The 26,296-nt window shown below is 54.1% G+C and carries 25 protein-coding genes and 1 pseudogene; 6 read left to right on the top strand and 20 right to left on the bottom strand.

Going from position 1 to position 26,296, the window contains the following annotated elements; all coding sequences use genetic code 11:
- On the top strand, positions 1 to 357 hold a 357-nt coding region (locus tag F3J29_RS22675; RefSeq protein ID WP_205246884.1), incomplete at its 5' end, for a hypothetical protein.
- On the opposite strand, the gene hemG is transcribed toward F3J29_RS22675, so the two are convergent.
- From hemG to pepQ, 4 genes are read right to left on the bottom strand one after another with little or no spacing between them, the layout of a single operon-like run.
- Positions 343 to 876: a menaquinone-dependent protoporphyrinogen IX dehydrogenase gene (gene hemG, locus F3J29_RS21910; RefSeq protein WP_166869249.1), complete on the bottom strand. Its 534-nt coding sequence runs from the start codon at positions 874 to 876 to the stop codon at positions 343 to 345. The genes F3J29_RS22675 and hemG overlap by 15 nt on opposite strands.
- Before the next feature lie 11 nt (positions 877 to 887).
- Complete coding sequence (gene trkH, locus F3J29_RS21905) at positions 888 to 2,339, bottom strand: Trk system potassium transporter TrkH (protein ID WP_008455438.1); 1,452 nt, start codon at positions 2,337 to 2,339, stop codon at positions 888 to 890.
- Positions 2,340 to 2,380: 41 nt separating this feature from the next.
- Entirely contained in the window at positions 2,381 to 2,995 is a 615-nt protein-coding gene (locus F3J29_RS21900) for an IMPACT family protein (protein WP_166869247.1), read from the bottom strand.
- Positions 2,995 to 4,326 carry a Xaa-Pro dipeptidase gene (pepQ, locus tag F3J29_RS21895; protein ID WP_166869245.1) on the bottom strand — a complete coding sequence of 444 codons (1,332 nt, stop codon included), beginning with the start codon at positions 4,324 to 4,326 and terminating at the stop codon, positions 2,995 to 2,997. The genes F3J29_RS21900 and pepQ overlap by 1 nt, the downstream gene beginning before the upstream one ends.
- Before the next feature lie 190 nt (positions 4,327 to 4,516).
- Here pepQ and fadB point away from each other — a divergent pair, with 190 nt between their 5' ends.
- Together fadB and fadA are read left to right on the top strand one after the other, a co-directional pair.
- A complete protein-coding gene (gene fadB / locus F3J29_RS21890) occupies positions 4,517 to 6,706 on the top strand; it encodes a fatty acid oxidation complex subunit alpha FadB (RefSeq protein WP_166869243.1) in 2,190 nt (729 codons plus the stop codon).
- A 9-nt stretch (positions 6,707 to 6,715) separates the two neighbouring features.
- Positions 6,716 to 7,879 (top strand): acetyl-CoA C-acyltransferase FadA, encoded by a 1,164-nt coding sequence (gene fadA, locus F3J29_RS21885; RefSeq protein ID WP_008455446.1) that lies wholly within the window; start codon positions 6,716 to 6,718, stop codon positions 7,877 to 7,879.
- Between the two features lie 118 nt (positions 7,880 to 7,997).
- On the opposite strand, the gene fre is transcribed toward fadA, so the two are convergent.
- Positions 7,998 to 8,699, bottom strand: coding sequence for an NAD(P)H-flavin reductase (gene fre, locus F3J29_RS21880; RefSeq protein ID WP_166869241.1), 702 nt, complete (start codon positions 8,697 to 8,699; stop codon positions 7,998 to 8,000).
- A 47-nt stretch (positions 8,700 to 8,746) separates the two neighbouring features.
- A complete protein-coding gene (ubiD, locus tag F3J29_RS21875) occupies positions 8,747 to 10,240 on the bottom strand; it encodes a 4-hydroxy-3-polyprenylbenzoate decarboxylase (protein WP_166869257.1) in 1,494 nt (497 codons plus the stop codon).
- A 179-nt stretch (positions 10,241 to 10,419) separates the two neighbouring features.
- On the opposite strand from ubiD, the gene rfaH reads away from it, so the two are divergent.
- Positions 10,420 to 10,908: a transcription/translation regulatory transformer protein RfaH gene (gene rfaH / locus F3J29_RS21870; protein WP_166869239.1), complete on the top strand. Its 489-nt coding sequence runs from the start codon at positions 10,420 to 10,422 to the stop codon at positions 10,906 to 10,908.
- 46 nt (positions 10,909 to 10,954) lie between these two features.
- Here the strand turns inward: rfaH and hemB are convergent, their stop codons facing one another.
- The 10 genes and pseudogenes from hemB to udp form a co-directional block, all read right to left on the bottom strand.
- Positions 10,955 to 11,977, bottom strand: a complete 1,023-nt coding sequence (gene hemB / locus F3J29_RS21865; protein WP_166869238.1) for a porphobilinogen synthase — start codon at positions 11,975 to 11,977, stop codon at positions 10,955 to 10,957.
- A complete protein-coding gene (tatD, locus tag F3J29_RS21860; RefSeq protein WP_166869236.1) occupies positions 11,974 to 12,774 on the bottom strand; it encodes a 3'-5' ssDNA/RNA exonuclease TatD in 801 nt (266 codons plus the stop codon). The genes hemB and tatD overlap by 4 nt, the downstream gene beginning before the upstream one ends.
- A gap of 43 nt (positions 12,775 to 12,817) precedes the next feature.
- Positions 12,818 to 13,600: a Sec-independent protein translocase subunit TatC gene (gene tatC / locus F3J29_RS21855; protein WP_008455457.1), complete on the bottom strand. Its 783-nt coding sequence runs from the start codon at positions 13,598 to 13,600 to the stop codon at positions 12,818 to 12,820.
- A gap of 2 nt (positions 13,601 to 13,602) precedes the next feature.
- Positions 13,603 to 14,160, bottom strand: a complete 558-nt coding sequence (gene tatB, locus F3J29_RS21850) for a Sec-independent protein translocase protein TatB (RefSeq protein ID WP_166869234.1) — start codon at positions 14,158 to 14,160, stop codon at positions 13,603 to 13,605.
- A gap of 3 nt (positions 14,161 to 14,163) precedes the next feature.
- Positions 14,164 to 14,418, bottom strand: a complete 255-nt coding sequence (gene tatA, locus F3J29_RS21845) for a twin-arginine translocase TatA/TatE family subunit (protein WP_039289241.1) — start codon at positions 14,416 to 14,418, stop codon at positions 14,164 to 14,166.
- Positions 14,419 to 14,495: 77 nt separating this feature from the next.
- Entirely contained in the window at positions 14,496 to 16,136 is a 1,641-nt protein-coding gene (ubiB, locus tag F3J29_RS21840) for a ubiquinone biosynthesis regulatory protein kinase UbiB (RefSeq protein ID WP_166869232.1), read from the bottom strand.
- Positions 16,133 to 16,738 (bottom strand): ubiquinone biosynthesis protein UbiJ, encoded by a 606-nt coding sequence (gene ubiJ / locus F3J29_RS21835; RefSeq protein ID WP_166869230.1) that lies wholly within the window; start codon positions 16,736 to 16,738, stop codon positions 16,133 to 16,135. Before ubiJ ends, ubiB begins: the two co-directional genes overlap by 4 nt.
- A 13-nt stretch (positions 16,739 to 16,751) precedes the next feature.
- Positions 16,752 to 17,522 carry a bifunctional demethylmenaquinone methyltransferase/2-methoxy-6-polyprenyl-1,4-benzoquinol methylase UbiE gene (ubiE, locus tag F3J29_RS21830; protein WP_008455469.1) on the bottom strand — a complete coding sequence of 257 codons (771 nt, stop codon included), beginning with the start codon at positions 17,520 to 17,522 and terminating at the stop codon, positions 16,752 to 16,754.
- A 181-nt stretch (positions 17,523 to 17,703) separates the two neighbouring features.
- Positions 17,704 to 19,047: pseudogene (rmuC, locus tag F3J29_RS21825) on the bottom strand (DNA recombination protein RmuC); the annotation flags it as partial.
- A 141-nt stretch (positions 19,048 to 19,188) separates the two neighbouring features.
- Positions 19,189 to 19,950 (bottom strand): uridine phosphorylase, encoded by a 762-nt coding sequence (gene udp, locus F3J29_RS21820; RefSeq protein ID WP_166869226.1) that lies wholly within the window; start codon positions 19,948 to 19,950, stop codon positions 19,189 to 19,191.
- A gap of 254 nt (positions 19,951 to 20,204) precedes the next feature.
- Between udp and F3J29_RS21815 the strand changes: the two genes are divergently transcribed.
- The gene (locus tag F3J29_RS21815; protein ID WP_166869225.1) at positions 20,205 to 21,032 is read left to right on the top strand and encodes a dienelactone hydrolase family protein; all 828 of its coding nucleotides are present in this window, start codon (positions 20,205 to 20,207) and stop codon (positions 21,030 to 21,032) included.
- A 69-nt stretch (positions 21,033 to 21,101) separates the two neighbouring features.
- On the opposite strand, the gene F3J29_RS21810 is transcribed toward F3J29_RS21815, so the two are convergent.
- The 3 genes from F3J29_RS21810 to metE all read right to left on the bottom strand — a co-directional run bounded on the left by F3J29_RS21810 (position 21,102) and on the right by metE (position 24,435).
- The gene (locus F3J29_RS21810; RefSeq protein WP_286175470.1) at positions 21,102 to 21,383 is read right to left on the bottom strand and encodes a hypothetical protein; all 282 of its coding nucleotides are present in this window, start codon (positions 21,381 to 21,383) and stop codon (positions 21,102 to 21,104) included.
- A gap of 1 nt (position 21,384) precedes the next feature.
- Positions 21,385 to 21,963 (bottom strand): peptidoglycan-binding domain-containing protein, encoded by a 579-nt coding sequence (locus tag F3J29_RS21805; protein ID WP_286175469.1) that lies wholly within the window; start codon positions 21,961 to 21,963, stop codon positions 21,385 to 21,387.
- A gap of 210 nt (positions 21,964 to 22,173) precedes the next feature.
- Positions 22,174 to 24,435 carry a 5-methyltetrahydropteroyltriglutamate--homocysteine S-methyltransferase gene (gene metE / locus F3J29_RS21800; protein ID WP_166869221.1) on the bottom strand — a complete coding sequence of 754 codons (2,262 nt, stop codon included), beginning with the start codon at positions 24,433 to 24,435 and terminating at the stop codon, positions 22,174 to 22,176.
- A gap of 117 nt (positions 24,436 to 24,552) precedes the next feature.
- Between metE and metR the strand changes: the two genes are divergently transcribed.
- Positions 24,553 to 25,506, top strand: coding sequence for an HTH-type transcriptional regulator MetR (gene metR, locus F3J29_RS21795; RefSeq protein ID WP_166869219.1), 954 nt, complete (start codon positions 24,553 to 24,555; stop codon positions 25,504 to 25,506).
- Here metR and F3J29_RS21790 read toward each other — a convergent pair.
- Entirely contained in the window at positions 25,394 to 26,293 is a 900-nt protein-coding gene (locus F3J29_RS21790) for a carboxylate/amino acid/amine transporter (RefSeq protein ID WP_008455487.1), read from the bottom strand. The two genes, metR and F3J29_RS21790, sit on opposite strands and share 113 nt — an antisense overlap.
- Positions 26,294 to 26,296: the final 3 nt, after the last annotated feature.

Below are 26,296 nucleotides of genomic sequence, written 5' to 3'. Positions count from 1 at the left end.
ATTAAAACTGTTTATAAAATCAGTAGTCACTCTTCAAGACTTGATATTTGTTTGCATCCGGAGATGCTGAGATATCAATCCTGCGAGTGCCCACACAGATTGTCTGATAAATTGTTAAAGAGCAGTGCTACTTTCTCAGTAGCGCGGGGTGTGCATATTACGCTTTCCCGCTGCGTAGTCAAGCATTTATTTTTCGCTTCACTCCGCCTGACACGCCGCTTTGCAAGCCGTTGTTCCGTGTCAGTGGAGGCGCATTATAGGGAGTTCTTCGGCGGTGACAAGCGTTTATTTAAAAAAACTTTCCGACCGCATTCTTTTTCGCCAACCCGCTTATTTACAACGCTATTTGGTGCTTAACTGTGCAATTTCACGGGCAAATCGGGCGACCTGAGGCCAATCGGTATAAACCACTTCTTTACTTGTATCGGTTTCACCATCGGTCATTTTCATAATTAAGCGAATCATGAAGCGATCCAGCCAACCATAACGAGGATAACGCAGTGCACCGGCAAACACGGCACAATGGTCGGGCTGCCAAACCGAGTTAAGCAAAAACTTGCGGGTATAAGGGTTTGTCTGCGGCGAGCGCTTTTCAGGTTTACGGGCAACGAGGTTGACCGCGAAAAATGCACTCGCGCGCTCCTTCAGCTGCAGCTGATACTTTTTCACGAACGCCTCAACGGCAGCATGAAAATGACCGTAACGAATAGAAGCGCCAATGATCACTCGGTCGTAATTAGCCCAGGTAATTTCCTCGCAGCGATGAAGATTGATCACATCACTCTCCACGCCCAGCTCTTTCAGTTCAGAAGAGATATAAGAAGCAATCTCACGAGTTTGACCATCTCGGGTCGAAAACAGAATTAAGGTTTTCACACAGGCTCCGGTTACTCGCGCCAGAAAGTAGGCGTGAACAGTACTAGCAGGGTAAATACTTCAAGGCGGCCAAACAGCATATTCACAATCAGGATCCATTTAGCCACGGGATTCATGCTGGCAAAGTTGTCGGCAACGACGCCAAGGCCCGGGCCCAGGTTATTAAGCGTTGCAGCAACAGAGGCAAAAGCAGAGAAGTCATCGACGCCGGTCGCGATGATAGCCAGCATACTGACGATAAACACCAGCGCATAGGCAGAGAAGAATCCCCATACGGCTTCAAGAATTCGTTCCGGCAGGGCCCGATTCCCAAGCTTAATGCTGTAAACGGCATTCGGGTGCACCAGGCGCTTTAACTCACGGTTGCCTTGTTTAAACAGCAACAAGATTCGAATCACTTTCAGGCCACCACCGGTAGACCCGGCACAGCCGCCGATAAAAGCAGAACAGAGCAGCAAAACCGGCAAGAATAATGGCCAGCGAGCGATACTGTCCGTGGTAAAGCCCGCAGTGGTCGCCATCGACACGACCTGGAAGAAAGCCTGGTTCAAGGTCTGCCATGCTGACTGGTAGGTATTATGGAACCAAAGTACCAGCGTGCAGACCAGAACCAGCGAGAGCTGGACGCCAATGAACATCCGAAATTCCGGGTCGCGCCAGTACACCTTGAGGCTACGCCCGCTCAGCAGTGAAAAGTGCAGGCTATAGTTACAGCCAGAAATCAGCAGGAAGATAGCGATGATGGTGTTGATGGTTGGACTATTGAAGTAGCCCACGCTGGCATCGTGCGTCGAGAAGCCACCAATCGCAATCGTCGAGAAGCTATGTCCGATAGCGTCAAACGCTGGCATCCCCGCGAACCAAAGCGCCAGCGCGCAGGCAATCGTCAGCAGGACATAAATAAGCCAAAGCGTCTTTGCCGTTTCAGCGATGCGCGGGCGCATTTTGTTATCTTTTAGCGGCCCCGGCATTTCTGCCCGGTACAGCTGCAGCCCGCCGACGCCAAGAATAGGCAGGATTGCCACCGCCAGGACGATGATCCCCATCCCGCCGAACCATTGCAGCATCTGCCGATAGAAGAGAATCGCGTGGGGTAAAGAGTCCAGCCCCACCAGCGTTGTCGCCCCGGTCGTTGTCAGGCCAGAAAAGGATTCAAAAAAGGCGTCTGTTACGGTGAGATTTGGCCGCTCGGCGAAGACAAACGGCAGCGCACCCACGCTGCCCAGCACGGTCCAGAACAGGACCACAATCAGGAAGCCTTCCTTCGGTTTGAGATCCCTTTTTTCACGGCGATTCGGCCACCACAGCAAAGAGCCTATCGCCAGCGCAACGAAAAAGGTTTGGGTAAAGGCGCGGCCGGCACCGTCTCGATAGATTAGAGCCACTAAGCCGGGGAGGATCATGGTTCCGGAAAAGAGGATAACCAACAGGCCAACGATTCGGGTAATGGCGCGAAAATGCATTTCAGCCGCTTCCTTAAATATCTATAAATAACGAGGTGGGATTATTGTTCAAACGGCAATAAATGCAACGCACCACGGCTCAAATCACTCAACCTGGCGCTGAAAGTAGCTACCTGGGTTTGCGGCAACGCTACGCGCATAGCAACGATGACCTGGAAGTCGCTTTCCACGATAAGGCCATCACTTTGCTTGAGCAGCGCTTCCACACCCGCCAGCTGCGAATAGTCGCACTGCAAAGTATATTCGGTTAACGGCACTTTAAGCACGGTTGGAAGCTGGTTTAACGCCAGCTGTACGCCACCGCCATAGGCTTTCACCAGGCCACCGGTGCCCAGCTTCACCCCACCGTAGTAACGCACCACCACCGCAGTGATTTCACCAATACCTTTCCCCATCAGCTGGGCAAGCATGGGTTTCCCTGCTGTGCCGGCAGGCTCGCCGTCATCTGAGAAACCTAACTGCTGCGAGTCATCGGGCGCGCCAGCAACCCACGCCCAGCAGTGGTGACGGGCATCCGGGTGTTCGGCCCGGACCTTCTCAACAAACGCTTTAGCCGCTATTACCCCGTCCGTATGAGCCACAAGGGTAATAAAGCGGCTTTTCTTAATCTCCTCGCTGACCGTGACGGGCTCAGCGGGGATTGGCCAGCTTTCCATTACGCGAGCTTCAGGTTACGCGTCATATTTTCGAGGCTGTTTTCATAGATAACCACGTTATCTTCAATGCGGATGCCGCCAAACGGCTTCAGCGCTTCAATACGCTTCCAGTCAAAGTGCTTGCTGTACTGCCCTTCACGCCACGGTGCCAGCAGCGATTCGATAAAGTACAAACCAGGCTCGATGGTCAGTACCATGCGAGGTTCCAGCACGCGGGTACAGCGCAGGTAAGGATGTTGCGAAGGTGCAGCCAGATGCGTGCCGGTATCGTCCTGCATAAACCCGGCGACGTCGTGAACCTGCAACCCAAGCGGATGCCCGATGCCGTGCGGCATGAACGGGGTAGTGATCCCGGCTTCCATCATCGCCTCTTCACTGATGTCGTTCACCAGCTTGTGGCGACGCAACAGCTTAGCCAGGCGCTGATGGAACTGGATGTGGTAATCGGTATAGCGCACGCCGGACTTCATGGTGTCGATCAGCGCCAGTTGCTCTTCGTTCACGTCTTTAATCAGGTGGGCAAAATCGCTGTCGCTTTGGGTGGTCCAGGTACGCGTCAGGTCGGCAGCATAGCCGTTATACTCTGCGCCAGCATCCAGCAGGAAGCTGCGAATTTCGGCAGGTACGCGGTGATCCAGCTTAGTGTAGTGCAGCACCGAAGCATGTTCATTAAGCGCCACGATATTGCCATACGGCACATCGGTATCGCGGTGGCCGGTGGCCGTCAGGTAAGCGATGTTAATATCGAACTCGCTCATGCCGGACAGGAAGGCTTCGTGCGCTGCGCGGTGGCCGACAACTGCCGTTTTCTGTGCTTCGCGCATGCAGGACAGTTCGTAGTCCGTTTTATAAGCGCGATAATAATGCAGATAGTCGATAACCCCTTTCGGGTTGATGTTGGCTGGCGTGATATCCAGCTGCAACGCACGTTCTGGTACCGGGCCAATATAGCCAATATTGCCACGTGCAGCAGGCAGCTGGCTGCCAATACCGTCGGCTTTTGGCAGCGCGATCACGTCAATATCATCTGTCCAGAAGGATTCCGGCAGTGGCTCCACGTTGTGCCAGTAATCCACCGGCAGATAGAACCACAGCTTCGGCTTATTCACGCCGTCCACCAGCAGCCAGCAGTTAGGCACCTGGGTCACCGGCACCCAGGCCTTGAACTGCGGATTTACTTTAAACGGATAGGCATGATCATCGAGGAAGACGTTGAACAGCTCCCCGGAGTGAATAAGTAATGCATCAAGGTTAAAACGCGCCAGAACGTTGCGGGTACGCTCTTGTAGCGTTGCCACATGATCTTTATACAGCGCGGCCAGTGATTCCATAATTTATCCTTCTGTTTTTGTCTCTGTTCGCATCGCATCTTAGCATACCGGACAAACCACCGAGTTATTTCCGCCGCCTGTGATCGAGTTTGCAAATATTTAAAGAGAAATTTGCATTTCATTAACATCAATTCCACACTCCGCTTCATCTGGTACGACCAGATCCCATTGCTGGATTCAGGAGACTGACATGCTCTACCAAGGTGAAACCCTACATCTCGACTGGCTGGAAGACGGCATCGCCGAACTGGTTTTTGATGCCCCCGGCTCCGTCAACAAGCTGGATACGGCGACCGTCGCCAGCCTCGGCGAAGCGTTGGCTGTACTTGAAAAACAGCCGAACCTCAAAGGCCTGCTGCTGAGCTCCAGCAAATCCGCCTTCATCGTTGGCGCCGACATTACCGAATTCCTGTCGCTGTTCCTGGTCCCTGCCGAACAGCTGACCCACTGGCTACAATTTGCAAACAGCGTGTTTAACCGCCTGGAAGATCTGCCCGTCCCAACCATCGCCGCGGTGAATGGTTACGCGCTGGGCGGCGGATGTGAATGCGTGCTGGCAACCGATTATCGCCTGGCAACGCCGGACGCCCGTATTGGCCTGCCTGAAACCAAGCTAGGCATTATGCCTGGCTTCGGCGGTTCCGTTCGCCTGCCGCGTTTATTGGGTGCCGATAGCGCGCTGGAAATCATCACTGCAGGTAAAGATGTCAGCGCTGCAGAAGCGCAAAAACTTGGCCTGGTCGATGGGGTGGTAAAAACCGAAAAACTGCGCGACGGCGCGCTGGCAGTCCTCCGCCAGGCGATCAAAGGCGAACTGGACTGGCAGGCAAAACGCGCCCCGAAACTTGAGCCGTTACGCTTAAGCAAAATCGAAGCCGGGATGAGCTTCACCATTGCTAAAGGCATGGTGGCGCAAATTGCCGGGAAGCATTACCCGGCGCCAATGACCGCGGTGAAAACCATTGAAGCCGCCGCCGGTCTTGGCCGCGATGAAGCCCTTAAGCTGGAAACTCAAAGCTTTGTGCCGTTGGCTCGTTCCAATGAAGCCCGCGCGCTGGTTGGCATCTTCCTGAACGATCAGTTCGTCAAAGCAAAGGCGAAAAAACTTACCAAAGATATCGAAACGCCTGAACACGCGGCCGTACTCGGCGCGGGTATTATGGGCGGCGGCATTGCCTATCAGTCGGCCTGGAAAGGCGTGCCGGTCTTAATGAAAGACATCAACGAGAAGTCGCTGGCGCTGGGCATTAATGAAGCCAGTAAGCTGCTGAACAAGCAGCTTGAGCGCGGCAAAATTGATGGCATGAAGCTGGCTCAGGTTATTTCGACTATTCAGCCAACGCTGGAATACGCCGGGTTCGATCGTGTAGATGTTGTCGTCGAAGCCGTAGTTGAAAACCCGAAAGTGAAAAAAGCGGTGCTGGCAGAAACCGAAGATAAGGTTCGCCCTGATGCCGTGCTGGCTTCCAACACCTCAACCATCCCGATTAGCGAACTGGCCAGCGGGCTGAAACGCCCGGAAAACTTCTGTGGGATGCACTTCTTCAACCCGGTGCATCGCATGCCGCTGGTTGAAGTCATTCGCGGAGAAAAAACCTCAGACGCAACCCTGGCTAAAGTTGTGGCATGGGCAAGCAAGATGGGCAAAACCCCTATCGTGGTCAATGACTGCCCGGGCTTCTTCGTCAACCGCGTGCTGTTCCCCTACTTTGCAGGCTTTAGCCAGCTGCTGCGCGACGGCGCGGATTTCCGTCAGATCGATAAGGTGATGGAAAAGCAGTTCGGCTGGCCAATGGGCCCGGCTTACCTGCTGGACGTGGTCGGGATTGATACCGCCCATCACGCACAGGCGGTCATGGCGGCAGGCTTCCCACAGCGCATGAGCAAAGATTACCGTGACGCGATCGACGTTCTGTTTGATGCCGGCCGCTACGGCCAGAAAACCCAGCAGGGCTTCTACCGCTTTAAAGAAGACAGCAAAGGCAAACCGCGTAAAGAGCAGGACGAAGCTGTTGATAGCCTGCTGGCAGACGTGAGTCAGCCTAAGCGCAGCTTCAGCGAGGAAGAAATTATCGCTCGCATGATGATCCCAATGGTCAACGAAGTGGTTCGCTGCCTTGAAGAAGGCGTGATTGCCAGCCCGGCAGAAGCCGATATGGCGCTGGTTTACGGCCTCGGTTTCCCTCCGTTCCACGGCGGCGCGTTCCGCTGGCTGGACACGTTGGGCAGCGCGAAGTATTTCGATATGGCGCAGCAGTACCAAAACCTCGGCCCGCTGTACGTCGTGCCTGAAGGCCTGAAGGCCAAAGCATCACGCAACGAGCCGTACTATCCCCCGGTCGAGCCTGCCCGCCCGGCCAGTGATCTGAAAAGCGCCTGAGGAGTGAATATGGAAAAGGTTGTTATTGTTGATGCCATCCGTACGCCGATGGGCCGCTCTAAAGGCGGCGCGTTCCGCAACGTTCGCGCTGAGGATCTGTCGGCGCACCTGATGCGCAGTATTCTGTCCCGTAACCCGGCGCTCGAAGCCGCAGCGCTGGACGATATTTACTGGGGCTGCGTCCAGCAGACGCTTGAGCAGGGTTTCAATATTGCCCGCAACGCATCGCTTCTGGCGGAAATCCCTCATTCGGTGCCTGCCACCACGGTGAACCGTCTGTGTGGTTCCTCCATGCAGGCGCTGCACGATGCCGCACGCATGATTCAAACCGGGGACGCACATGCTTGCCTGATCGGCGGCGTGGAACACATGGGCCACGTGCCGATGACCCACGGGATTGATTTCCATCCAGGCCTCAGCCGCAATGTGGCAAAAGCCGCGGGAATGATGGGCCTGACCGCTGAAATGCTCTCCCGCCTGCACGGCATCAGCCGTGAAATGCAGGATCAGTTTGCCGCGCGTTCCCATCAGCGTGCCTGGGCCGCCACAGAAGCCGGGCACTTCAAAGCGGAAATTATGCCAACCAGCGGTCACGATGCCGACGGCGTTCTGAAGCGTTACGACTACGATGAAGTGATTCGCCCGGAAACCACGGTTGAAGGCCTGGCGGCGCTGAAACCTGCTTTTGATCCGGTTAACGGCACCGTCACCGCGGGCACATCTTCGGCACTCTCCGATGGCGCATCCGCGATGCTACTGATGAGCGAGACCCGTGCTAAAGAGCTGGGCCTGAAAATTCGCGCACGCGTTCGCTCGATGGCCGTCGTCGGCTGCGATCCGTCCATCATGGGTTACGGCCCGGTACCGGCATCCCGACTGGCGCTGAAAAAAGCGGGCCTGACTGCCCAGGATATAGACCTGTTTGAGATGAACGAAGCGTTTGCCGCCCAGATCCTGCCGTGTATTAAAGATCTCGGCCTGATGGATAAGATCGACGAGAAGATCAACCTGAACGGCGGCGCGATCGCGCTGGGCCACCCGTTGGGCTGTTCAGGCTCTCGTATCAGCACCACGCTTATCAACCTGATGGAGCGTCGCGACGCGCAGTTTGGCCTGGCGACTATGTGTATTGGCCTTGGTCAGGGCATCGCGACCGTATTTGAACGCGTTTAATAAAAAACGAAACTGAGTTTAGTTGCCGTGTTTCCCGCCTGTCAGGGGCGGGTTTTTTATATTTGAAAGATAAAAAAACCACCGACGATGCGGTGGCTTATTCTGACGAGGAACGGCTTTAAATAAAGGAGAAAGCGTCGCCGAACATGTGCTCAACCAGCGCCCCGCGCTCGTTGCAGAACAGCTCACGGGCGATTTTCGCCATTTCGAAACGGCCCGCGATATAAATATCGTGCCCGCTCAGTGAAGCGTGATCCTGCATAACGGCGGTGAGTACCGTCCCGCTGCGGCCGCGCCATCCCTCTTCCGGCTGCTCCACCACGGCTTCAACGCGAAGATTAGGGTGTTGCAGGCTCAGCCCTTCCAGTTCGGCCAGATCGTAAAGATGCTTCTCTTCACGGCCGCCCCAGTAGATTGCAATTTCACGCTCAGGGTTACGCGCCAGCGCCGTCAGCAGAATCGAACGAACGTAAGAGAACCCTGTGCCGCCGGCAATCAGGATAAGAGGACGATCTTCATCTTCGCGCAGCCACGCATCGCCGTGTGGCATATCAACCACAATTTCCTGTTCTTTCAAAATACGGTCCATTACCGCCATGGCGTAGAGGTTGAGCTCAGAGGCACCAATATGTAACTCAATGAACTCACGCTCGCTCGGCGTGGAAGCCATAGAGAACGGGCGCTTATCCCGCTCATCCATCACCACCATCAAATACTGCCCGGCCTGGAATGAGAAATCGCCTTCCGGCAGCAATCGAACGCGATATACCGTGTCGGTTATCGCTTCTACCGAGGTCACTTTACAGCTTAAGGTTGTCATGCGTCCCCTCTGTCGGGTCAATAATGCTAAACCGTAAAGGTCGCCGCTCAGGCGCCTTTGTCATTATCAAAAATAGCCAGTTCATCCCAGATTGCATCAATACGCGCGCATACCTCAACATCTTTCTTGATTGGGCGCCCCCATTCACGCTGGGTTTCGCCCGGCCATTTGTTGGTGGCGTCCAGTCCCATTTTAGAGCCCAGCCCGGAAACCGGGGAGGCAAAATCCAGATAGTCTATCGGCGTGTTATCCACCAGCACCGTATCACGGGACGGATCCATGCGCGTAGTAATCGCCCAGATAACATCGTTCCAGTCACGCGCATTCACGTCGTCGTCGCACACGATAACAAACTTGGTGTACATGAACTGGCGCAGGAACGACCAGACTCCCATCATCACTCGCTTGGCATGCCCGGCATACTGTTTTTTGATTGTCACTACCGCGAGTCGGTATGAACACCCTTCCGGCGGGAGATAGAAATCAATAATCTCCGGAAATTGCTTTTGCAGGATTGGCACCAGCACTTCATTAAGCGCCACGCCTAGCACTGCAGGTTCATCCGGCGGGCGGCCAGTGTAGGTTGAATGGTAAATCGCGTCCTGCCGCTGGGTGACATGGGTCACAGTGAAGACCGGGAAGCTATCCACTTCGTTGTAGTACCCCGTATGGTCGCCATACGGCCCTTCCGGCGCCATTTCACCAGGCTCAATGTACCCTTCCAGCACAATTTCCGCACCTGCAGGAATTTCAAGATCGTTGGAAATACATTTCACGACCTCGGTTTTGGTCCCGCGCAGCAGCCCGGCAAAAGCATATTCGGACAGCGTATCAGGCACCGGCGTCACCGCCCCAAGAATGGTTGCAGGGTCTGCGCCAAGTGCCACGGAAACAGGGAAACGTTCACCCGGGTGCGCCTCACACCACTCCTGGAAGTCCAGCGCACCGCCGCGGTGAGATAACCAGCGCATAATCAGCTTGTTTTTGCCAATCAGCTGCTGCCGATAAATGCCCAAGTTCTGCCGCTCTTTATGCGGGCCGCGGGTGACCGTTAACCCCCAGGTAATGAGCGGGGCAACGTCTTCCGGCCAGCAGCGCATGATCGGAATACGATTAAGATCGACTTCATCCCCTTCCCAAATCTGTTCCTGGCAAGGTGCATTCCGCAGACGTTTCGTCGGCATATTCAGAACTTGTTTGAACTGTGGCAGCTTATCAAACAGATCGCGGAAACCTTTTGGCGGCTCAGGTTCTTTGAGGAACGCCAGTAGTTTCCCGACTTCACGTAAAGCAGTAACGTCTTCCTGCCCCATCCCCATCGCTACGCGTTTCGGCGTCCCGAACAGGTTACACAGCACCGGCATGCTGTAGCCTTTCGGGTTTTCAAACAGCAGAGCCGGGCCGCCAGCTCGCAGCGTGCGATCGGCAATTTCAGTCATTTCCAGATTCGGATCGACAGGCAATGCGATACGTTTGAGTTCGCCCTGCTGCTCAAGCAGCGCAAGAAATTCGCGTAGGTCGTGGTATTTCATGCAATTTATCGTGACGTCGGATTTTGCCATCATTATACGGACTTCACCGCCGCCATGCTGTATTTTTGTTAAATTAGCGTGAAACTGGCCTCCTGCGGCCGCGCCCGGACAGGTTATACTGAAGCTGAGTATCTCTGCGAAGGACGTTTTGCTATTCTGACGCGCTTAAGCGGGCGAAAAGAGAAATTATGCAATCCTGGTATCTTCTTTACTGTAAACGTGGCCAATTACTGCGCGCCAAAGAGCATCTTGAGCGCCAGGAAGTCAATTGCCTTACGCCAATGATCACGCTGGAAAAAATGGTGCGTGGCAAAAGAACTGCGGTCATCGAGCCTCTGTTCCCTAATTATCTGTTCGTCGAGTTCGATCCGGAATCGATCCATACCACCACGGTGCATTCCACCCGCGGCGTCAGCCACTTTGTTCGCTTCGGTGTGCAGCCAGCAACGGTTCCGGAAACAGTGATTCATGAGCTGATGCACTACCAAATAGAGAATATTACCGACCCGGAAACACCGTATCCCGGGGATAGCGTAGTGATTACCGAAGGTGCCTTCAAAGGGTTAGAAGCCATCTTTGCTGAACCTGACGGCGAAGCCCGCTCGATGTTGCTGCTGAACTTACTGAACAAGCAGGTACAACAAAGCATCAGGAATACCGACTTCCGTAAGGTTTAATGCAAAGAGGCCAGCAAGCGCTGGCCTCTTACTTCCTTGATCGCAACTAGCGCTGCATCTGCTCATCGTGCAGCCATTGAGCAACACGTTTTGAGAAGTACGTCAGCACGCCGTCCGCGCCGGCACGCTTAAAGCACATCAAAGATTCCATAATGGCTGGTTTTTCGGCCAGCCAGCCGTTCTGAATCGCAGCCATATGCATGGCATATTCACCGGATACCTGGTAGGCAAAGGTGGGCACCCCGAAGGTGTCTTTCACACGGCGCACAACGTCGAGGTAAGGCATCCCAGGCTTCACCATCACCATATCAGCCCCTTCCTGTAGATCTTGCGCCACTTCCTGCAAGGCTTCGTCGCTGTTAGCCGGATCCATCTGGTAAGTCTTTTTATTCCCGCCCTTCAGGTTACCGGAAGAGCCAATTGCATCCCGGAACGGGCCGTAGTAGCAGGAAGCATATTTTGCGGCATAAGACATGATCTGGGTATTCACAAAGCCATCAGCTTCTAACTGATCCCGGATGGAGCCAATACGGCCATCCATCATGTCGCTAGGCGCGACAATTTCGGCCCCGGCTTCAGCATGGGAAAGTGCCTGACGAACCAGAATCTCGCGAGTGACGTCGTTTATCACATAGCCATCAGCATCAATTACTCCGTCCTGCCCGTGAGTGGTGTAAGGGTCAAGGGCAACGTCGGTCAGCAACCCAAGCTCAGGCACAGCATCTTTCAGCGCACGCACAGCGCGCTGTACCAGGCCATTTGGGTTATAGGCTTCTTCCGCATGCAGGGATTTCCCGTCGCTTTCAATGACCGGGAACAAAGAGAGCACCGGTACACCCAGTTTCGCGACCGCCTCTGCTTCTTTCAGCAATTGATCGATAGTCATACGATAAACACCCGGCATTGACGGCACTTCCTGCTGCTGGTTGTGGCCTTCCATGACAAACACAGGGTAAATAAGGTCGTTTACCGTCAGCTGGTTTTCAGCCACAAGACGACGGCTGAAGTCATGACGACGTACGCGGCGCATACGGCGCCCAGGAAACGTACCGGGAAATGCATAGCTCATTTAACTTTCTCCTGATTAAAACCCAGTCGGAATAACCGACGAGCATTGTCATCTGTTACCTGCGCAAGCCAGGCCGGGTCTTCACCGCGCCATTCGGCGACCTTATTCAGGATATGGGGCAGATAACAGGGTTCGTTGCGGCGGGACGCAGGTTTTGGTTGTAGATCCCGGGGCAACAAATAGGGCGCATCGGTTTCCAGCAGCAGTTGCTGAGCGGGGATAACCGGAAGTAACTCTCTTAATGCCAGGCCACGGCGCTCATCGCAAACCCAACCGGTAATGCCGATAAATAGCCCGCGCAGCAGGCAATCACGGACTTCTTCTTCAGTTCCGGTAAAGCAGTGCAGCACTACGCCGGGTAGCTGATCAAGCCAGGGGTCAAGCAGCGCAAGAAAGCGTTCGTGTGCATCCCGGCAGTGCAAAAATACCGGCATCATCAGCTCCGCGGCCAGCGCCAGCTGGGCGGTGAAAGCACGTTCCTGCTCTGCCGGAGTGGAGAAGTTACGGTTAAAATCCAGCCCGCATTCACCGATAGCCACGACCTGGGGTGCCGCCGCTAAGCGGCGTATGGCGTCCGCAGTTTCGTCATTCCACTGGCTGGCATCGTGGGGATGCACTCCGGCAGTGGACCAGCAGTTTTCATATTGCTGCGCCATGAGCAATGCTTGCTCACTTTCGTGGAGGTTAGTACCGGTCAACATCATGCCGCTCAGGCCAGCCTGCCATGCGCGAGCGACCACATCCTCGTGATCTTTTGCGAATTGAGAACTGGTCAGATTAACGCCAATATCAAACATATCTCCCTCCAAACGACAACCGCCCCTAAGGGCGGTTATTTAATTACTGCTCTTTTTCCGAGCGCGTCTCTTCAGATTCAGGTTCATCATCTTCATCGCCATTACGCCCTTTGCCGACGTAGAAGCGTGAGAAGAAGACGCCAACCTCAAACAGGCAGTACATTGGCACCGCCAGAAGGGTTTGCGAGAAAACATCCGGCGGCGTTAACAGCATACCGACAACAAAAGCCCCGACCAGAATATAAGGGCGCTTCTGTTTCAATGATTCCGGCGTCGTCACCCCCATCCAGCACAGCAGGATAATGGCAACGGGTACCTCAAACGCCACACCAAAGGCCATGAACAGCGACATCACAAAGTCGAGATATTTCGTGATATCTGTCGAGACAACCACCCCTATTGGCGCGGTTTTTGTCAGGAAGCCAAAGGCAAGCGGGAAGACCACAAAATACGCAAAGGCAATGCCGATATAAAAAAGCAGCGTGCTGGAGAACAGAAGCGGCATCACCAGCTTACGCTCATGCTTGTACAGTGCAGGGGCAACAAAAGCCCAGATCTGATACAGAATGACCGGCGCGGCCAGGAACACCGAAACGTAAATAGTTAACTTTATAGGGGTAAAGAACGGTGACGCAACGTCAGTCGCAATCATCGTTGAGCCCAGTGGCATATGTTTGATCAGCGGCGCGGAAACCACCTGATAGATGTCATTGGCGAAATAAACCAGCGCCAGGAAAATCACCAGCACGGCGATCATGCTGTTCAGCAGGCGCTTACGCAGCTCGATCAGATGGCTAATGAGCGGTTGGGTATCTTCAACAGCCATAGTTACGATTTTTCACCTGGAGGTTGCGTTGGAGTGACAGCAGGTACAGCTTCGGGCAACGGCTTCACCTGAGCCTCGACAGCTGGTTCAACGACGTTTTCGGCCGCCACTTGCTCCGGTGGCACAGCCTCTGACGGTACGGCATCAGGCGCGGCCGCCTGATGTACCGCATTGGCTGGCGTGACGCCTTCATGGCTTTGCTGCTCATCCTTCACCAATGGGTTATGGATGGTATGCGCTTCGTCGCTGTTCTTTTCAGGATCGTGCTGGGTATAAGAACGCTTCATCGACTCGGCGGCCTGGCGCAGTTCGTCCATTGACGCCTTAAGCTCTGGCGTCAAATTATCCATACTGGCTTTCTCGACCTTTTTCAGGCTGTCCTGCAGCTCCTGCAGTTTCAGTTCCTGAGCGAGTTCGTTCTGCACCGTGGTAGCCAGAGAACGCAGCGCGCGCACCCAGCCAACAACTGTTTTTACCGCCACCGGTAAGCGCTGTGGACCCAGAACAATCAGGCCAATCACAAACACCAGCAGCAGTTCGCCAAAACCAATGTCGAACACGGTTTATACCTGCTCTTTATCGTTGCTTTTCGCTTCGTCTTTTTTCACGTCGCTCGGTTTTTCAGAGAGGGATTTGGCTGTGAAATCAGCATCCTTCTCACCATTTTCTTTCTCTTTGCTGTCGTCGTCGCTCATGGCTTTCTTAAAGCCCTTAATAGACGCGCCAAGGTCTGAACCTAAAGAACCCAGCTTCTTGGTGCCAAACAATAAAACAACGATAACAACAATGATTAGCAATTGTGGCCAACTGATGCCCATACCTACTCCTGAATAAAGATGTTAAGGCAATGAGAACCGCTATTATACGGCAATCACCCGTTAATTCCGATTAAAGTTCAGGCAGAGCGCCGCCAGCCAATCAGCCAGACAACGATTCCCCCCGCCATCAACCAGGCAGGCATAAAGTCCCACTCAGGTTTGTTGATCAACAGCAGTGTCCCGCTCAAGATAAGCGTGGCACCAATGCCGAACAGGTAACGCGACTGTCCCTGCCGCACGTGATGAAGTTGCAGGTCGCGCTGAATTTTATCAACGCTAAGCTGTAATTGCTTGCCCTGGCGCAAACTGTTGTACACCAGTTCCGGCAATTCCGGCATTTTTTCCACCCAAAAAGGTGCTTTTTCTTTGAAAGCGCGCACCAGAGCAGGAATACCAACCTGATCTTTGATCCAGCTTTCCAGAAAAGGTTTCGCCGTTTTCCACAGATCCAGCTGCGGATAAAGCTGCCTACCGACGCCTTCGACGTATAAAAGGGTCTTCTGCAGTAAAACTAACTGCGGCTGAACTTCCATGTTGAAACGACGCGCGGTATTGAACAGGTTCAGCAGCACATGGCCAAAGGAGATCTCCGCCAGTGGCTTCTCAAAAATAGGTTCACAAACGGTGCGAATCGCAAACTCGAACTCTTCGACATTCGTATCTGCCGGCACCCAGCCGGAATCCACATGCAGCTCTGCTACTTTGCGGTAATCCCGGTTAAAGAAGGCAATAAAGTTTTCTGCCAGATAGCGCTTATCGTCTTTGTTCAGCGAGCCAACGATACCGCAGTCGATACCAATGTATTGCGGATCTTCCGGATGATCGTAGCTCACGAAGATGTTGCCGGGATGCATGTCCGCATGGAAGAAGCTGTCGCGGAAGACCTGCGTAAAGAAGACCTGCACGCCACGTTCGGCAAGCAGCTTCATGTTGGTGCCCTGAGCTTCGAGCGCCACGGTGTCTGAGACCGGAACGCCGTAAATCCGCTCCATCACCATCATGTTCTCGCTGCAGTAATCCGAATAAACCTCCGGCACATACAACATTGGGCTATTTTCGAAGTTACGGCGCAGCTGGATGGCGTTTGCCGCTTCACGCAGCAAATTGAGTTCATCTATCAAGGTCTTTTCGTATTCACGCACCACTTCCAGCGGGCGGAGACGCCGGCCATCCGGCAGCAAACGCGGCACCCAGCGGGCGAGACGATAGATAAGCTTCATGTCGGCTTTGATCACCGGCAGGATGTCAGGTCGAATAACCTTAATCACGATCTCTTTGCCGCTCTCTTTCAGGCGTGCGGTATGCACCTGAGCAATGGAGGCGGAGGCCAAAGGCTTGATATCAAAATCGTCAAACCAGCTTTCAACGGGAATGCCGCCCATCGCCAGCTCAATCTGCTTTTTCGCCAGCGTGCCGTCAAAGGGCGCAACTCTGTCCTGCAGCATGGCCAGTTGGTCAGCAATGATCGGTGGGAACAGATCGCGACGGGTGGAAAGCATCTGACCAAACTTGATCCATACGGGTCCAAGCTCCTGCAGTGCAAGGCGAAGACGTTCTCCCAAAGGCTTATCGCGGTGACGATTCGGCATCCAGAAAAGGCAGCGCCGCCACAAACGTAACGGCAGCGTAATGCGCATTTTGGGAATCAGTTCATCAAGGCCATAGCTCAGAAAGGTACGGACAATGAAATAGAGGCGGCGAATTTCTCCTGGCGTCATTTACCCTCCAGCTTATCCAGCCGTTTGCTGAGTGCATCCACCGAGCGTGCCAGCGCTTCGGTTTCCTCTGCGAACCAGGCCACTTCCAGCGAACCCGGCGCAACACGCCACTCTTCAGTGAGCGCTTCCCCCAGATACTGCTGATTACGGAGCAATCCTTTTTTCAGCAGCTTTCCGCCTCGACGCGCAAACTTACTGATTCCTTCAGAGGCAATATCGCCTATATACGGAGCCAACAGTTCCGCAGGGTCAAACTCCGCGAGATCCATCAGCGATGCCAGATTTTGGACAACCTGAATGTCACCCGCCACGTCCAGTTCACCGCTGCGAATCAGGGCGGTAAGTTGCTGACGATCGCGCAGTTTCGGCAGCACGCCGATATGGGTTGTGACGCTACAATCCGCCTCACCTTCCCACTGGCTCAGGACGTCCAGCTGTTGTTCACTGAACACCAGCACCAGCGGCGCTGAAAACTCTTTCAGGCTAACGCGTAACGTCTTGCCCTGCAGGCGTTGACGCGCGGATTTCAGGCTACGATCGCGCCAGAGGAAGGTGTTCAACACACCTTCGATTCCAGCAGTCATCAGCGACATAAATGGCATCGCGGCTCCCTGGTTAGAATTTATAGCCACGGTGCAGAGCGACAATCCCACCGGTCATATTGTAATAGGTGGTGTTTTCAAACCCGGCTTCTTCCATCATGCCTTTCAGCGTTTCCTGGTCCGGATGCATGCGAATGGATTCTGCCAGGTAGCGATAGCTTTCGCCGTCCTGAGCGACCATTTCACCGATGCGCGGCAGAATGTGGAAGGAATAAGCGTCGTAGGCTTTGTTCAACGGCTCGAAAGCCGGTTTGGAGAACTCAAGCACCAGCAGGCGGCCACCGGGTTTGAGCACGCGGAACATAGAGCGCAATGCGGCGTCTTTATCCGTGACGTTACGCAGGCCAAAGGAGATGGTGATGCAGTCAAAGGTGTTGTCCGGGAATGGCAACGCTTCGGCGTTAGCCTGCACGTATCTGACGTTCCCCACAATGCCGATATTGCGCAGCTTTTCGCGACCCATTTTCAGCATTGAATCGTTAATATCGGCCAGTACAACTTCACCGGTCTCACCAACCAGACGAGAGAATTTCGCCGTCAGATCGCCCGTACCGCCCGCAAGATCCAGCACGCGCTGGCCACGACGCACACCGCTACAATCTATCGTGTAGCGTTTCCACAACCTGTGGATACCAAAAGACATCAGGTCGTTCATTACGTCGTATTTCGCCGCAACAGAGTGGAACACGTTCGCCACCATATCGACCTTTTGCTCTTTAGCTACGGTACGGAAGCCAAAGTGCGTTGTTTCCTGGGATCCGGACTCCTGGGATTCATCAACCATCTCAATGCCTGCTTAATAAAGAAAATGTTCGGGAAGTGTAACAGAATGGGCGTGAAAGCCCTATGATTCAACCGTGCTACTCGGCCTCAGTTTAACGCTCTTCACCCGTGCGTGATGAAGACAACGCATCGAATTCAGCCTCAGGCTCTTCGCCCTCATGGCCGAACCGAGCTGAATCATCCTCATCTTCCTGACGAGCGCGTTCGACCAGATCTGGATTCATCTCACGTTTGACTTCTACGCCAAGCCCGCGAAACGCATCCGCCTGAACCAGGATATTCCCACGCCCGGATGAAAGTTTTTTCATCGCCTGCCGGTAGTTATCCTGCGCCTTATCGAGACTTTGCCCAATCGCAGACATATCATCCACGAACAGGCGCATTTTATCGTACAAGCGCCCCGCCCTGTCAGCGATTTGCTGGGCATTACGGCTTTGATGTTCATAGCGCCACAGATTGGCAATCGTGCGCAGCGCCACCAGCAGCGTCGTCGGGCTCACCAGCATAATGTTATTTTTCAGCGCTTCGCTAATCAGTTCAGGCTGCCTGTCGATAGCCAGCAGGAAAGCGGGCTCAACGGGAATAAACATCAACACGTAGTCCAGAGAACGTAGCCCCGGCAGCTGTTGGTAATCTTTGCGCCCCAGCAGGCGGATATGGCTGCGGATAGCGGCGATATGCTCATTCAGCGCACTTTCACGCGTGAGTTCATCTTCACCATTGAAGTAACGTTCATAGGCCACCAGCGTCATTTTTGCATCAATAACAACGTCTTTGCCCTGAGGAAGGCGAACGATAACATCCGGCTGCATGCGGCTGTTGTTTTCAAGCTGAATGTTCACCTGAGTCTGGTATTCATGCCCTTCTCGCAGGCCAGAAGCTTCCAGTACTCGTGTTAATACCACTTCCCCCCAGTTACCCTGGGTTTTGTTGTCGCCTTTTAGCGCTTTAGTGAGGTTGAGCGCCTCTTGCGCCATTTGCGCATTCAGCTGCTGCAGATTGCGGATTTCGTGCGTCAGCGTATGCCGTTCGCGGGCTTCCTGGCCAAAACTCTCCTGGACCTGGCGTCGGAAGCCATCGAGCTGTTCTCGAAGTGGGGAAAGCAACACGTTCAGGCTTTGGCGGTTCTGCTCTTCAACCTTACGCCCGCTTTGCTCAAAAATACGGTGGGCCAGATTCTCAAACTGCTCGTTCAGGCGCTGCTCGCTGTTAAGCATTTGGCGATGCTTGTCTTCGGCATTGAGCCTGGTTTGCTCGAGCAACGTGGTCAGCTCACGAATATCTGCTTCCTGCCCGCTGTTAATTTCCATTTGAGCACGGACTTCACGGTTAAGCTGGTCGCACTCATCTCGCCAGTGCTGGTTTTGCTGAAGCTCCTGCCGCGCGGCTGTGAGCTCACCGTAGATTTCACGCTGTTCTTCATGCAAAGCCGACAGCCGCTGCGCCGCTCGCAGACTGGCGATAAGCCAGCCGGTCAGCAAGCCCACCAGCCCGATGCCTAGCCCAAACAACAGTGAATTATCCATGCTTCCCCCAAAACGATATCAACATCGGCAAAATAAAATTCTGCTGTATAAATGTCCAGATGAAAAGGGATTTTCCGGAAGGGAGTGCGCAAAGCATAAAAAAAGCCGGCGAACGCCGGCCTTATGAACGGAAAAGCAAAACTACAGCAGGCGACGTGCCGCCTCGACCACGATTTTCACCGCGTGGCTTTCCGTTTTCTTCATGGTTTCCGCATTGGGGATCTCTTGCTGAGTACGGTTCACGATGACCCCGGCCACCATACCCGCACGCAGACCCTGGCTGGAGCACATGGTCAGCAGCGTGGCGGATTCCATTTCATAGTTCATCACGCCCATTTCCTGCCACTCTTTCATTGAGCCTTTGAAGCGGCTAACTACGCGGCCGGACAGCGTGTCGTAACGCTCCTGACCAGGGTAGAAGGTGTCGGAGGAGGCGGTCACGCCGATATGCGTCGTTGCGCCCACGGCTTTTGCCGCTTCAACCAGCGCAGTAGTACATGCGAAGTCTGCCACAGCCGGGTATTCCATTGGCGCGAAGTGCAGGCTGGCACCATCCAGGCGAACAGATGCGGTGGTCACGAGCACATCGCCCACGTTGATGTTCGGCTGAATCGCCCCAGTAGTCCCGACGCGCAGGAAAGTACGGATGCCAAGCTGTGCCAGTTCTTCAACCGCGATAGAGGTAGAAGGACCACCGATGCCGGTAGAGCAGATGATAACCGGCTTGCCGTCGAGTTCAGCACGCCAGGAAGTGAATTCACGGTGGGAAGCCAGCTTAACCGGCTTGTCCATCAGCGCGGCGATTTTTTCCACACGCTCAGGATCGCCAGGGACGATGGCAAGCGTAGCCCCTTGCAGGTCACTTTTAGTGAGGCCGAGATGGAAAACATCAGACTTGGACATAACAGACTCCTCTGTTGAGTAGGTTTCAGGAGAAGCAAAGCGACACTTTACAGAACCCCTGAGCATAATTTCGTGATAGCGCTCACTTTGAATGAAACAAATTACATTATTTGTATTCACATAAGAGACATAAGTCACAATTAAGTGTCGATCGGGCTATTTTTTGAACTTTGACAGCGTTTTTTGCCCGCCAGATTTGCTACTAATCCTGGCTATAGTTATCACACTGCGCTAATGCTGGTTCGGAGAAAACCATGAAACAAAAGCAAACAACACATAACACACCGGGCGATGGCTTCGCACCGGCGGCCTCCCCCATCACCCCCACTGCTTTGCTAACGCCAGACGACGCTATTCTTTCTGGGGAAACGTCTATTCCAAGTCAGGGCGACAATATGCCGGCTTACCACGCCAGACCTAAAAATGCCGATGGCCCGCTGCCGGTGGTGATTGTCATTCAGGAGATTTTTGGCGTTCACGAACATATCCGCGATCTCTGTCGCCGGCTGGCGCATGAAGGCTATCTGGCCATCGCCCCGGAGCTTTATTTTCGCCAGGGAGAAGCGGGGGATTTCGCTGATATCCCCACATTATTAAGCGGCCTTGTCTCAAAGGTGCCGGATAACCAGGTGCTGGGCGACCTTGATCATGTGGCCAGTTGGGCTTCACGCAACGGTGGCGACGCGCATCGCCTGATGGTCACCGGTTTTTGCTGGGGCGGGCGAATTGCCTGGCTTTATGCGGCGCACAATCCACAGCTGAAAGCCGCCGTCGCCTGGTACGGCAAGCTGACGGGTGAGAAAACGTTGAACTCTCATCACCATCCGGTCGATATCGCCGTCAATCTTAATGCGCCAGTGCTAGGCCTGTATGGTGGTCAGGATACCGGGATCTCTCAGGAAAGCGTTGAGACAATGCGCCAGGCACTAAGAGCGGCCAATGCCAGGGCGGAAATCATTGTCTACCCGGAAGCCGGACACGCTTTTAACGCTGACTATCGCCCGAGCTACCATGAAGCGTCGGCCAAAGATGGCTGGGAAAGGATGCTGGCGTGGTTTAAACGGTACGGTGTAAGGAAGTAAAGCCGGTCGGTTACCCCGAACTGCATAACATAACGGGTCGTCCGTCACGGCCCGTTATATCCCTGGCATCTAAAAATCGTATTCGTTAATCACATCTAGAATACTTTTTTCATTTTGGTAACGAGCTCTTAGGGCATCTTGCTGCGACTTTGCTTTACCACAGATAACATTAACCTGCTTTTCAATATTCTTTTGCTGCTCTTTGGGTAAGCTCGAATCCCATTCACCAGATAAATGCTGGCAGTCATCTGCATTTATTAGAAACTCAGTAACATCTTTTGGATATTTATCCGCAGCCTGAGCGCAGGAAACCAAAAAGAATAACGCACAGAAAATTAGGCTTTTATTCATATTATCGACCATCCGTTGACCAATGAGGTTTATCGTTAGCACCGCCGTGATACTTTATCACATCAAAGCTTTTCCCGACTTCATGTAATTGAGCGTTCATGCCATCACGGGGCATCGTTTTGATAATAACAGTCTCACCTTTATTATCTTTAATCTGCAGATTACCCATCCACGACAGCGTCATATCGATGGCATGACCTTCCGTATGTCGGCTCCTTAACGCCGGAGCAACGTTGAGATTGGACATACCATAAGCCCGGACCATCGCTTTTGCCGCATTAATGCTTTTATTTCTGTCAGCCTTTCCGTTCGCACCATTATGCACCCATTCAATTTCCACACCCGATTTTTCAGGAATATTGGCGGGTTCAACCATTCCTCGTGCCAGCTTCCAGGACCAGTGCATTAAATATGCCCTTTCCGGCGGACGTAACGTCGCCGAAATAGTTATCCTGACGCCAGCATCTTCAAGGCTTTTTAGAAAATTATTAACATTTGCCCGGAATATTGGACTCAGGGTTTGCGTGTCACTACTTCCCTGGAATCGACTCACCCAGCTTTCACCGCTTAGCTGCTTCATAAGTATCCTTTTATTTCACAAAAAAAAGACAAACCGCGCAGTAAGCTTCTCAAGAAAAAATTCAGCGTGACAAGGTGAATGTTGGATAAATACGACTTTCAGAAAAGGGTAAGGGCATTATTCCTGGCATTAGCATGCATTAGTGAACAGGGCGATGAGGGCGTGATTTTAACTATGTGAAAAACGGAGGCTCTCACCTCCGTTTTAGTATTAAGCCTCGCGCAGATTCTGCGCCGCTTGCACCATGTTTGCCAGCGCCGCACGGGTTTCTGGCCAGCCACGGGTTTTCAGGCCGCAGTCCGGGTTAACCCACAGGCGCTCTGCCGGAACAGATTCCGCCGCTTTCTTGAGCAGGGCTTCAATCCATTGCACATCCGGAACGTTTGGAGAGTGGATGTCGTACACGCCCGGCCCGATTTCATTCGGGTATTCGAACTCTTTAAACGCCTCCAGCAGATCCATATCGGAACGGGAAGTTTCGATGGTGATCACGTCCGCATCCAGCGCCGCAATGGAGTCCATGATGTCGTTGAACTCGCAGTAGCACATGTGGGTGTGGATTTGAGTGTCATCTCGCACCACGGCGGCGTTCAGACGGAAGGCTTCCACGCCCCACTCCAGATAAGCCTGCCAGTCGGACTGGCGGAGCGGTAAACCTTCACGCAGAGCGGGTTCATCAATCTGGATGATACCGATACCTGCGGCTTCCAGATCCGCTACTTCGTCACGCAAGGCCAGCGCAATCTGCTTCGCGATAGTCTCTCGGGAAACATCTTCACGCGGGAAGGACCAGCAAAGAATCGTCACCGGGCCGGTCAGCATGCCTTTAACCGGTTTGTCGGTCAGGGACTGCGCGTATTTGGCCCACTCAACGGTGATCGGCTCTGGACGGCTGATATCGCCGATAACAATCGGAGGTTTCACGCAGCGGGAACCGTAGCTCTGCACCCAGCCGTTCTGAGTAAAGACGAAGCCATCCAGATGCTCGCCGAAATACTCAACCATGTCGTTACGCTCAGCTTCACCGTGCACCAACACATCAAGTCCCAGACGTTCCTGCTCTGCAATCGCCTGTTTAATATGTTCGGCGATACCGGTGCGATAGTTGTTCGCGTCCAGCTTGCCTTTTTTGAAGTCCAGACGCAGGCCGCGAATTTCAGTTGTTTGCGGGAAGGAGCCGATGGTCGTCGTTGGCCAGGCCGGCAGGTTGAAGCGTTCACGCTGGGCTGCTGCACGGGCAGTGTAAGCATTCTGGCGCTGGCTGTCCTGAGCGGTAATTTTAGCCAGACGCTCGCTGACAGCGGCATTGTGCACACGCTTCGACTGACGACGAGCCTGAATCGGCGCACTCCATTCAGCAATTTTGGCGGTATTCCCGCTGTTTAACGCTTCAGTCAGCAGAGACAGTTCGGCACACTTCTGCAGCGCAAAAGCGAACCAGCTTTTAACTTCGGCATCCAGACGAGTTTCTACGCTCAGGTCGATTGGACTGTGCAGCAGAGAACAGGAAGATGCCACCCACAGCTCACGTTGACCCACCAGATCTTTTAGCTGAGCGTATTTCTCCGTCAGATCGGCGCGCCAGACGTTACGGCCATTGATAACACCCGCCGACAGCAGCCAGTTTGCAGGCAGTTTTTTATGGATATCATTCACGTCATCTTTGCCATGCACAAAATCAACGTGCAGACCCTGCACCGGCAGCGCAGTGATGGTGTCCAGGTTTGGCCCTACGCCTTCGAAGTAGGTGGTAAGCAGCAGCTTCACCCGGCCGGTCAGCGCGTCATAGGCCGGTTTGAAAGCGTCCAGCCACGCTTTTGGCAGCTCCAGCACCAGCGCAGGCTCATCGATTTGTACCCACTCAACGCCACGCTTCGCCAATTCGGCCAGCACCTGCTGGTAGACAGGCAAAATATCTTTCAACAGGCTCAGGCGGTCAAACTGTTCGCCTTTCACTTTGCCCAACCACAGGTAAGTCACTGGCCCAAGCAGGACAGGTTTTACCTTATGGCCCAGCGCAAGCACCTCATCGACTTCTTCCAGCAGCTGAGTCCAGGTCAGTTTGAACTGCTGCCCCTTAGTAAATTCCGGCACCATGTAGTGGTAGTTGGTATTGAACCATTTGGTCATTTCTGCGGCGGCAGCAGGCTCGCCGGTTGGTGCCCGGCCACGGCCGATGCGAAACAGCGTATCGATATCGACGCTGCCGTCTTTGTTCTGATGACGAGCCGGTACGTTACCGAGCAGCAGGCTGGTGGTCAGAACATGGTCGTACCAGGCGAAATCGCCCACCGGCAGTAATTCAACGCCAGCTTGTTTTTGCTGGTCCCAGTGGCGGGCACGCAGTTCGCGGCCAACCGCCAGTAATTCTTCGCGGGAGGTACTCCCTGCCCAGTAGCTTTCCTGTGCTTTTTTCAACTCGCGCTTAAGGCCGACGCGAGGGAACCCCAGAGTGTGATTATGGATTGTCATGGTCTTTCCTCTATTCGGTGCGATGTATTTAGCCATCCAGATGTTTACACTTCTATAATCAGCAGGTACTGTATAATCCTCAAGCGCAATTTGTTCATGCCGAAGTGAAGGACTTTCATGATCGAGATTAAACACCTGCGGACGCTGCAAGCGTTACGACACAGCGGTTCGCTGGCCGCCGCTGCTGCCGCCCTGCATCAGACTCAGTCGGCCCTCTCTCACCAGTTCAGCGATCTGGAGCAGCGGCTCGGCTTTCGCCTGTTTATCCGTAAAAGTCAGCCACTTCGCTTCACGCCGCAGGGGGAGATCCTGCTGCAGTTGGCGGAACAAGTATTGCCGCAGATTGGCCGCGCCCTGCAGGCCTGCAATGAGCCGCACCAGACCCGGCTGCGTATTGCGATTGAGTGCCACAGCTGCATTCAGTGGCTAACGCCTGCGCTGGAGAATTTCCGCCAGCACTGGCCGCAGGTGGAGATGGACTTTAAATCTGGCGTAACGTTTGATCCGCAGCCTGCGCTGCAGCAGGGAGAGCTGGATATCGTTCTGACATCGGATATTCTGCCGCGCAGCGGGCTACATTATTCGCCGATGTTTGATTTTGAAGTGCGCCTGGTGATGGCGACCGACCACCCGCTGGCGAAGAAGCAGAGCATTGAGCCTGATGACTTAACGCTTGAAACGCTGCTTATCTACCCGGTACAGCGCGAGCGTATGGATATCTGGCGTCATTTCCTGCAGCCCGCAGGGGTTAGCCCGTCGCTGAAAAACGTCGATAATACGCTGCTGCTGATTCAGATGGTGTCGGCGCGGATGGGGATTGCCGCCCTGCCGCATTGGGTGGTGGAAAGCTTTGAGCACCAGGGCCTGATTGTGACCAGAACCCTGGGTGAAGGTTTATGGAGCCGCCTCTACGCCGCGGTACGTGACGGCGAACAGCGCCAGCCGGTGACCGAGGCGTTTATTCGCTCGACGCGTCAGCACGCCTGCGACCATTTACCGTTTGTGAAGAACGCGGCGCGACCCATCGGCGATGTACCCACAGCGAGGCCATTATCACCGTTCCCCCAATAATAAAGCTCGGCCAGTGGGGCTGCTCCTGCCAGATGGCAAGATTCACCAGCAGCCCGGCCGGGACGTGCACGTTGTTCATGATACCGAGCGTGCCGGCGTCCACCTGAGTTGCGCCGTAGTTCCACATAAAATAACCCAACCCGGAAGCGACAACGCCAAGCCAGACCAAAATCCCCCACTGTAGCGTCGTGGTGGGGAGTTTCTGCGGATTGCCAAGCGCAAACCAGGCAACAACGGCGACAATAAACGCCCCCAGATAGAACCACGAAAACGCGCAGTGCTGCGGCATCGGGTGCGTTTCCATCAGGCGCTTGTAGCCCACCATGCCGATAGCGAAGCAGATGTTCGCCCCCTGCACCAGCAGCAGGCCGATCCAGAAGTGATCGCTGACTTTATCGTAGCGAATAATCGCCGCGCCAATCACCGCCAGCCCTGCACTCAGCGCATAGCCCCAGCGCAGTTTATTGCCGCTCAGCAGGTCGTAAATCAGCGTGACGTACAGCGGCGTCATTACCGTGAAAAGCAGGAATTCGGATACCGTGAGATAGAGGTAAGCGCGGAAGCTGAAGAGGTACATCACGCCCAGCTGTAGCGCGCCCACCAGCATATACAGCAGCAGGGTTTTGAGCGGGTAACCTTTAAAACGCAGGAACGGCAGAAACACCAGCGCCGCCAGGCCAACGCGCATCAGCACCGAGAAATAGCTGTCCACATGCCCGGCGAGGTACTCCCCAATCAGGCTAAACGAGAAGGCCCACAGAATCGTGGTAATGATGAGTAATGGCACAAT

Origin of the sequence: Enterobacter sp. Cy-643 (genome assembly GCF_011752815.1) — a bacterium.
GTDB lineage: Bacteria > Pseudomonadota > Gammaproteobacteria > Enterobacterales > Enterobacteriaceae > Cedecea.
Note: the sequence above shows the minus strand (reverse complement) of the source record. Positions and strands in the feature narration are given on the sequence as shown.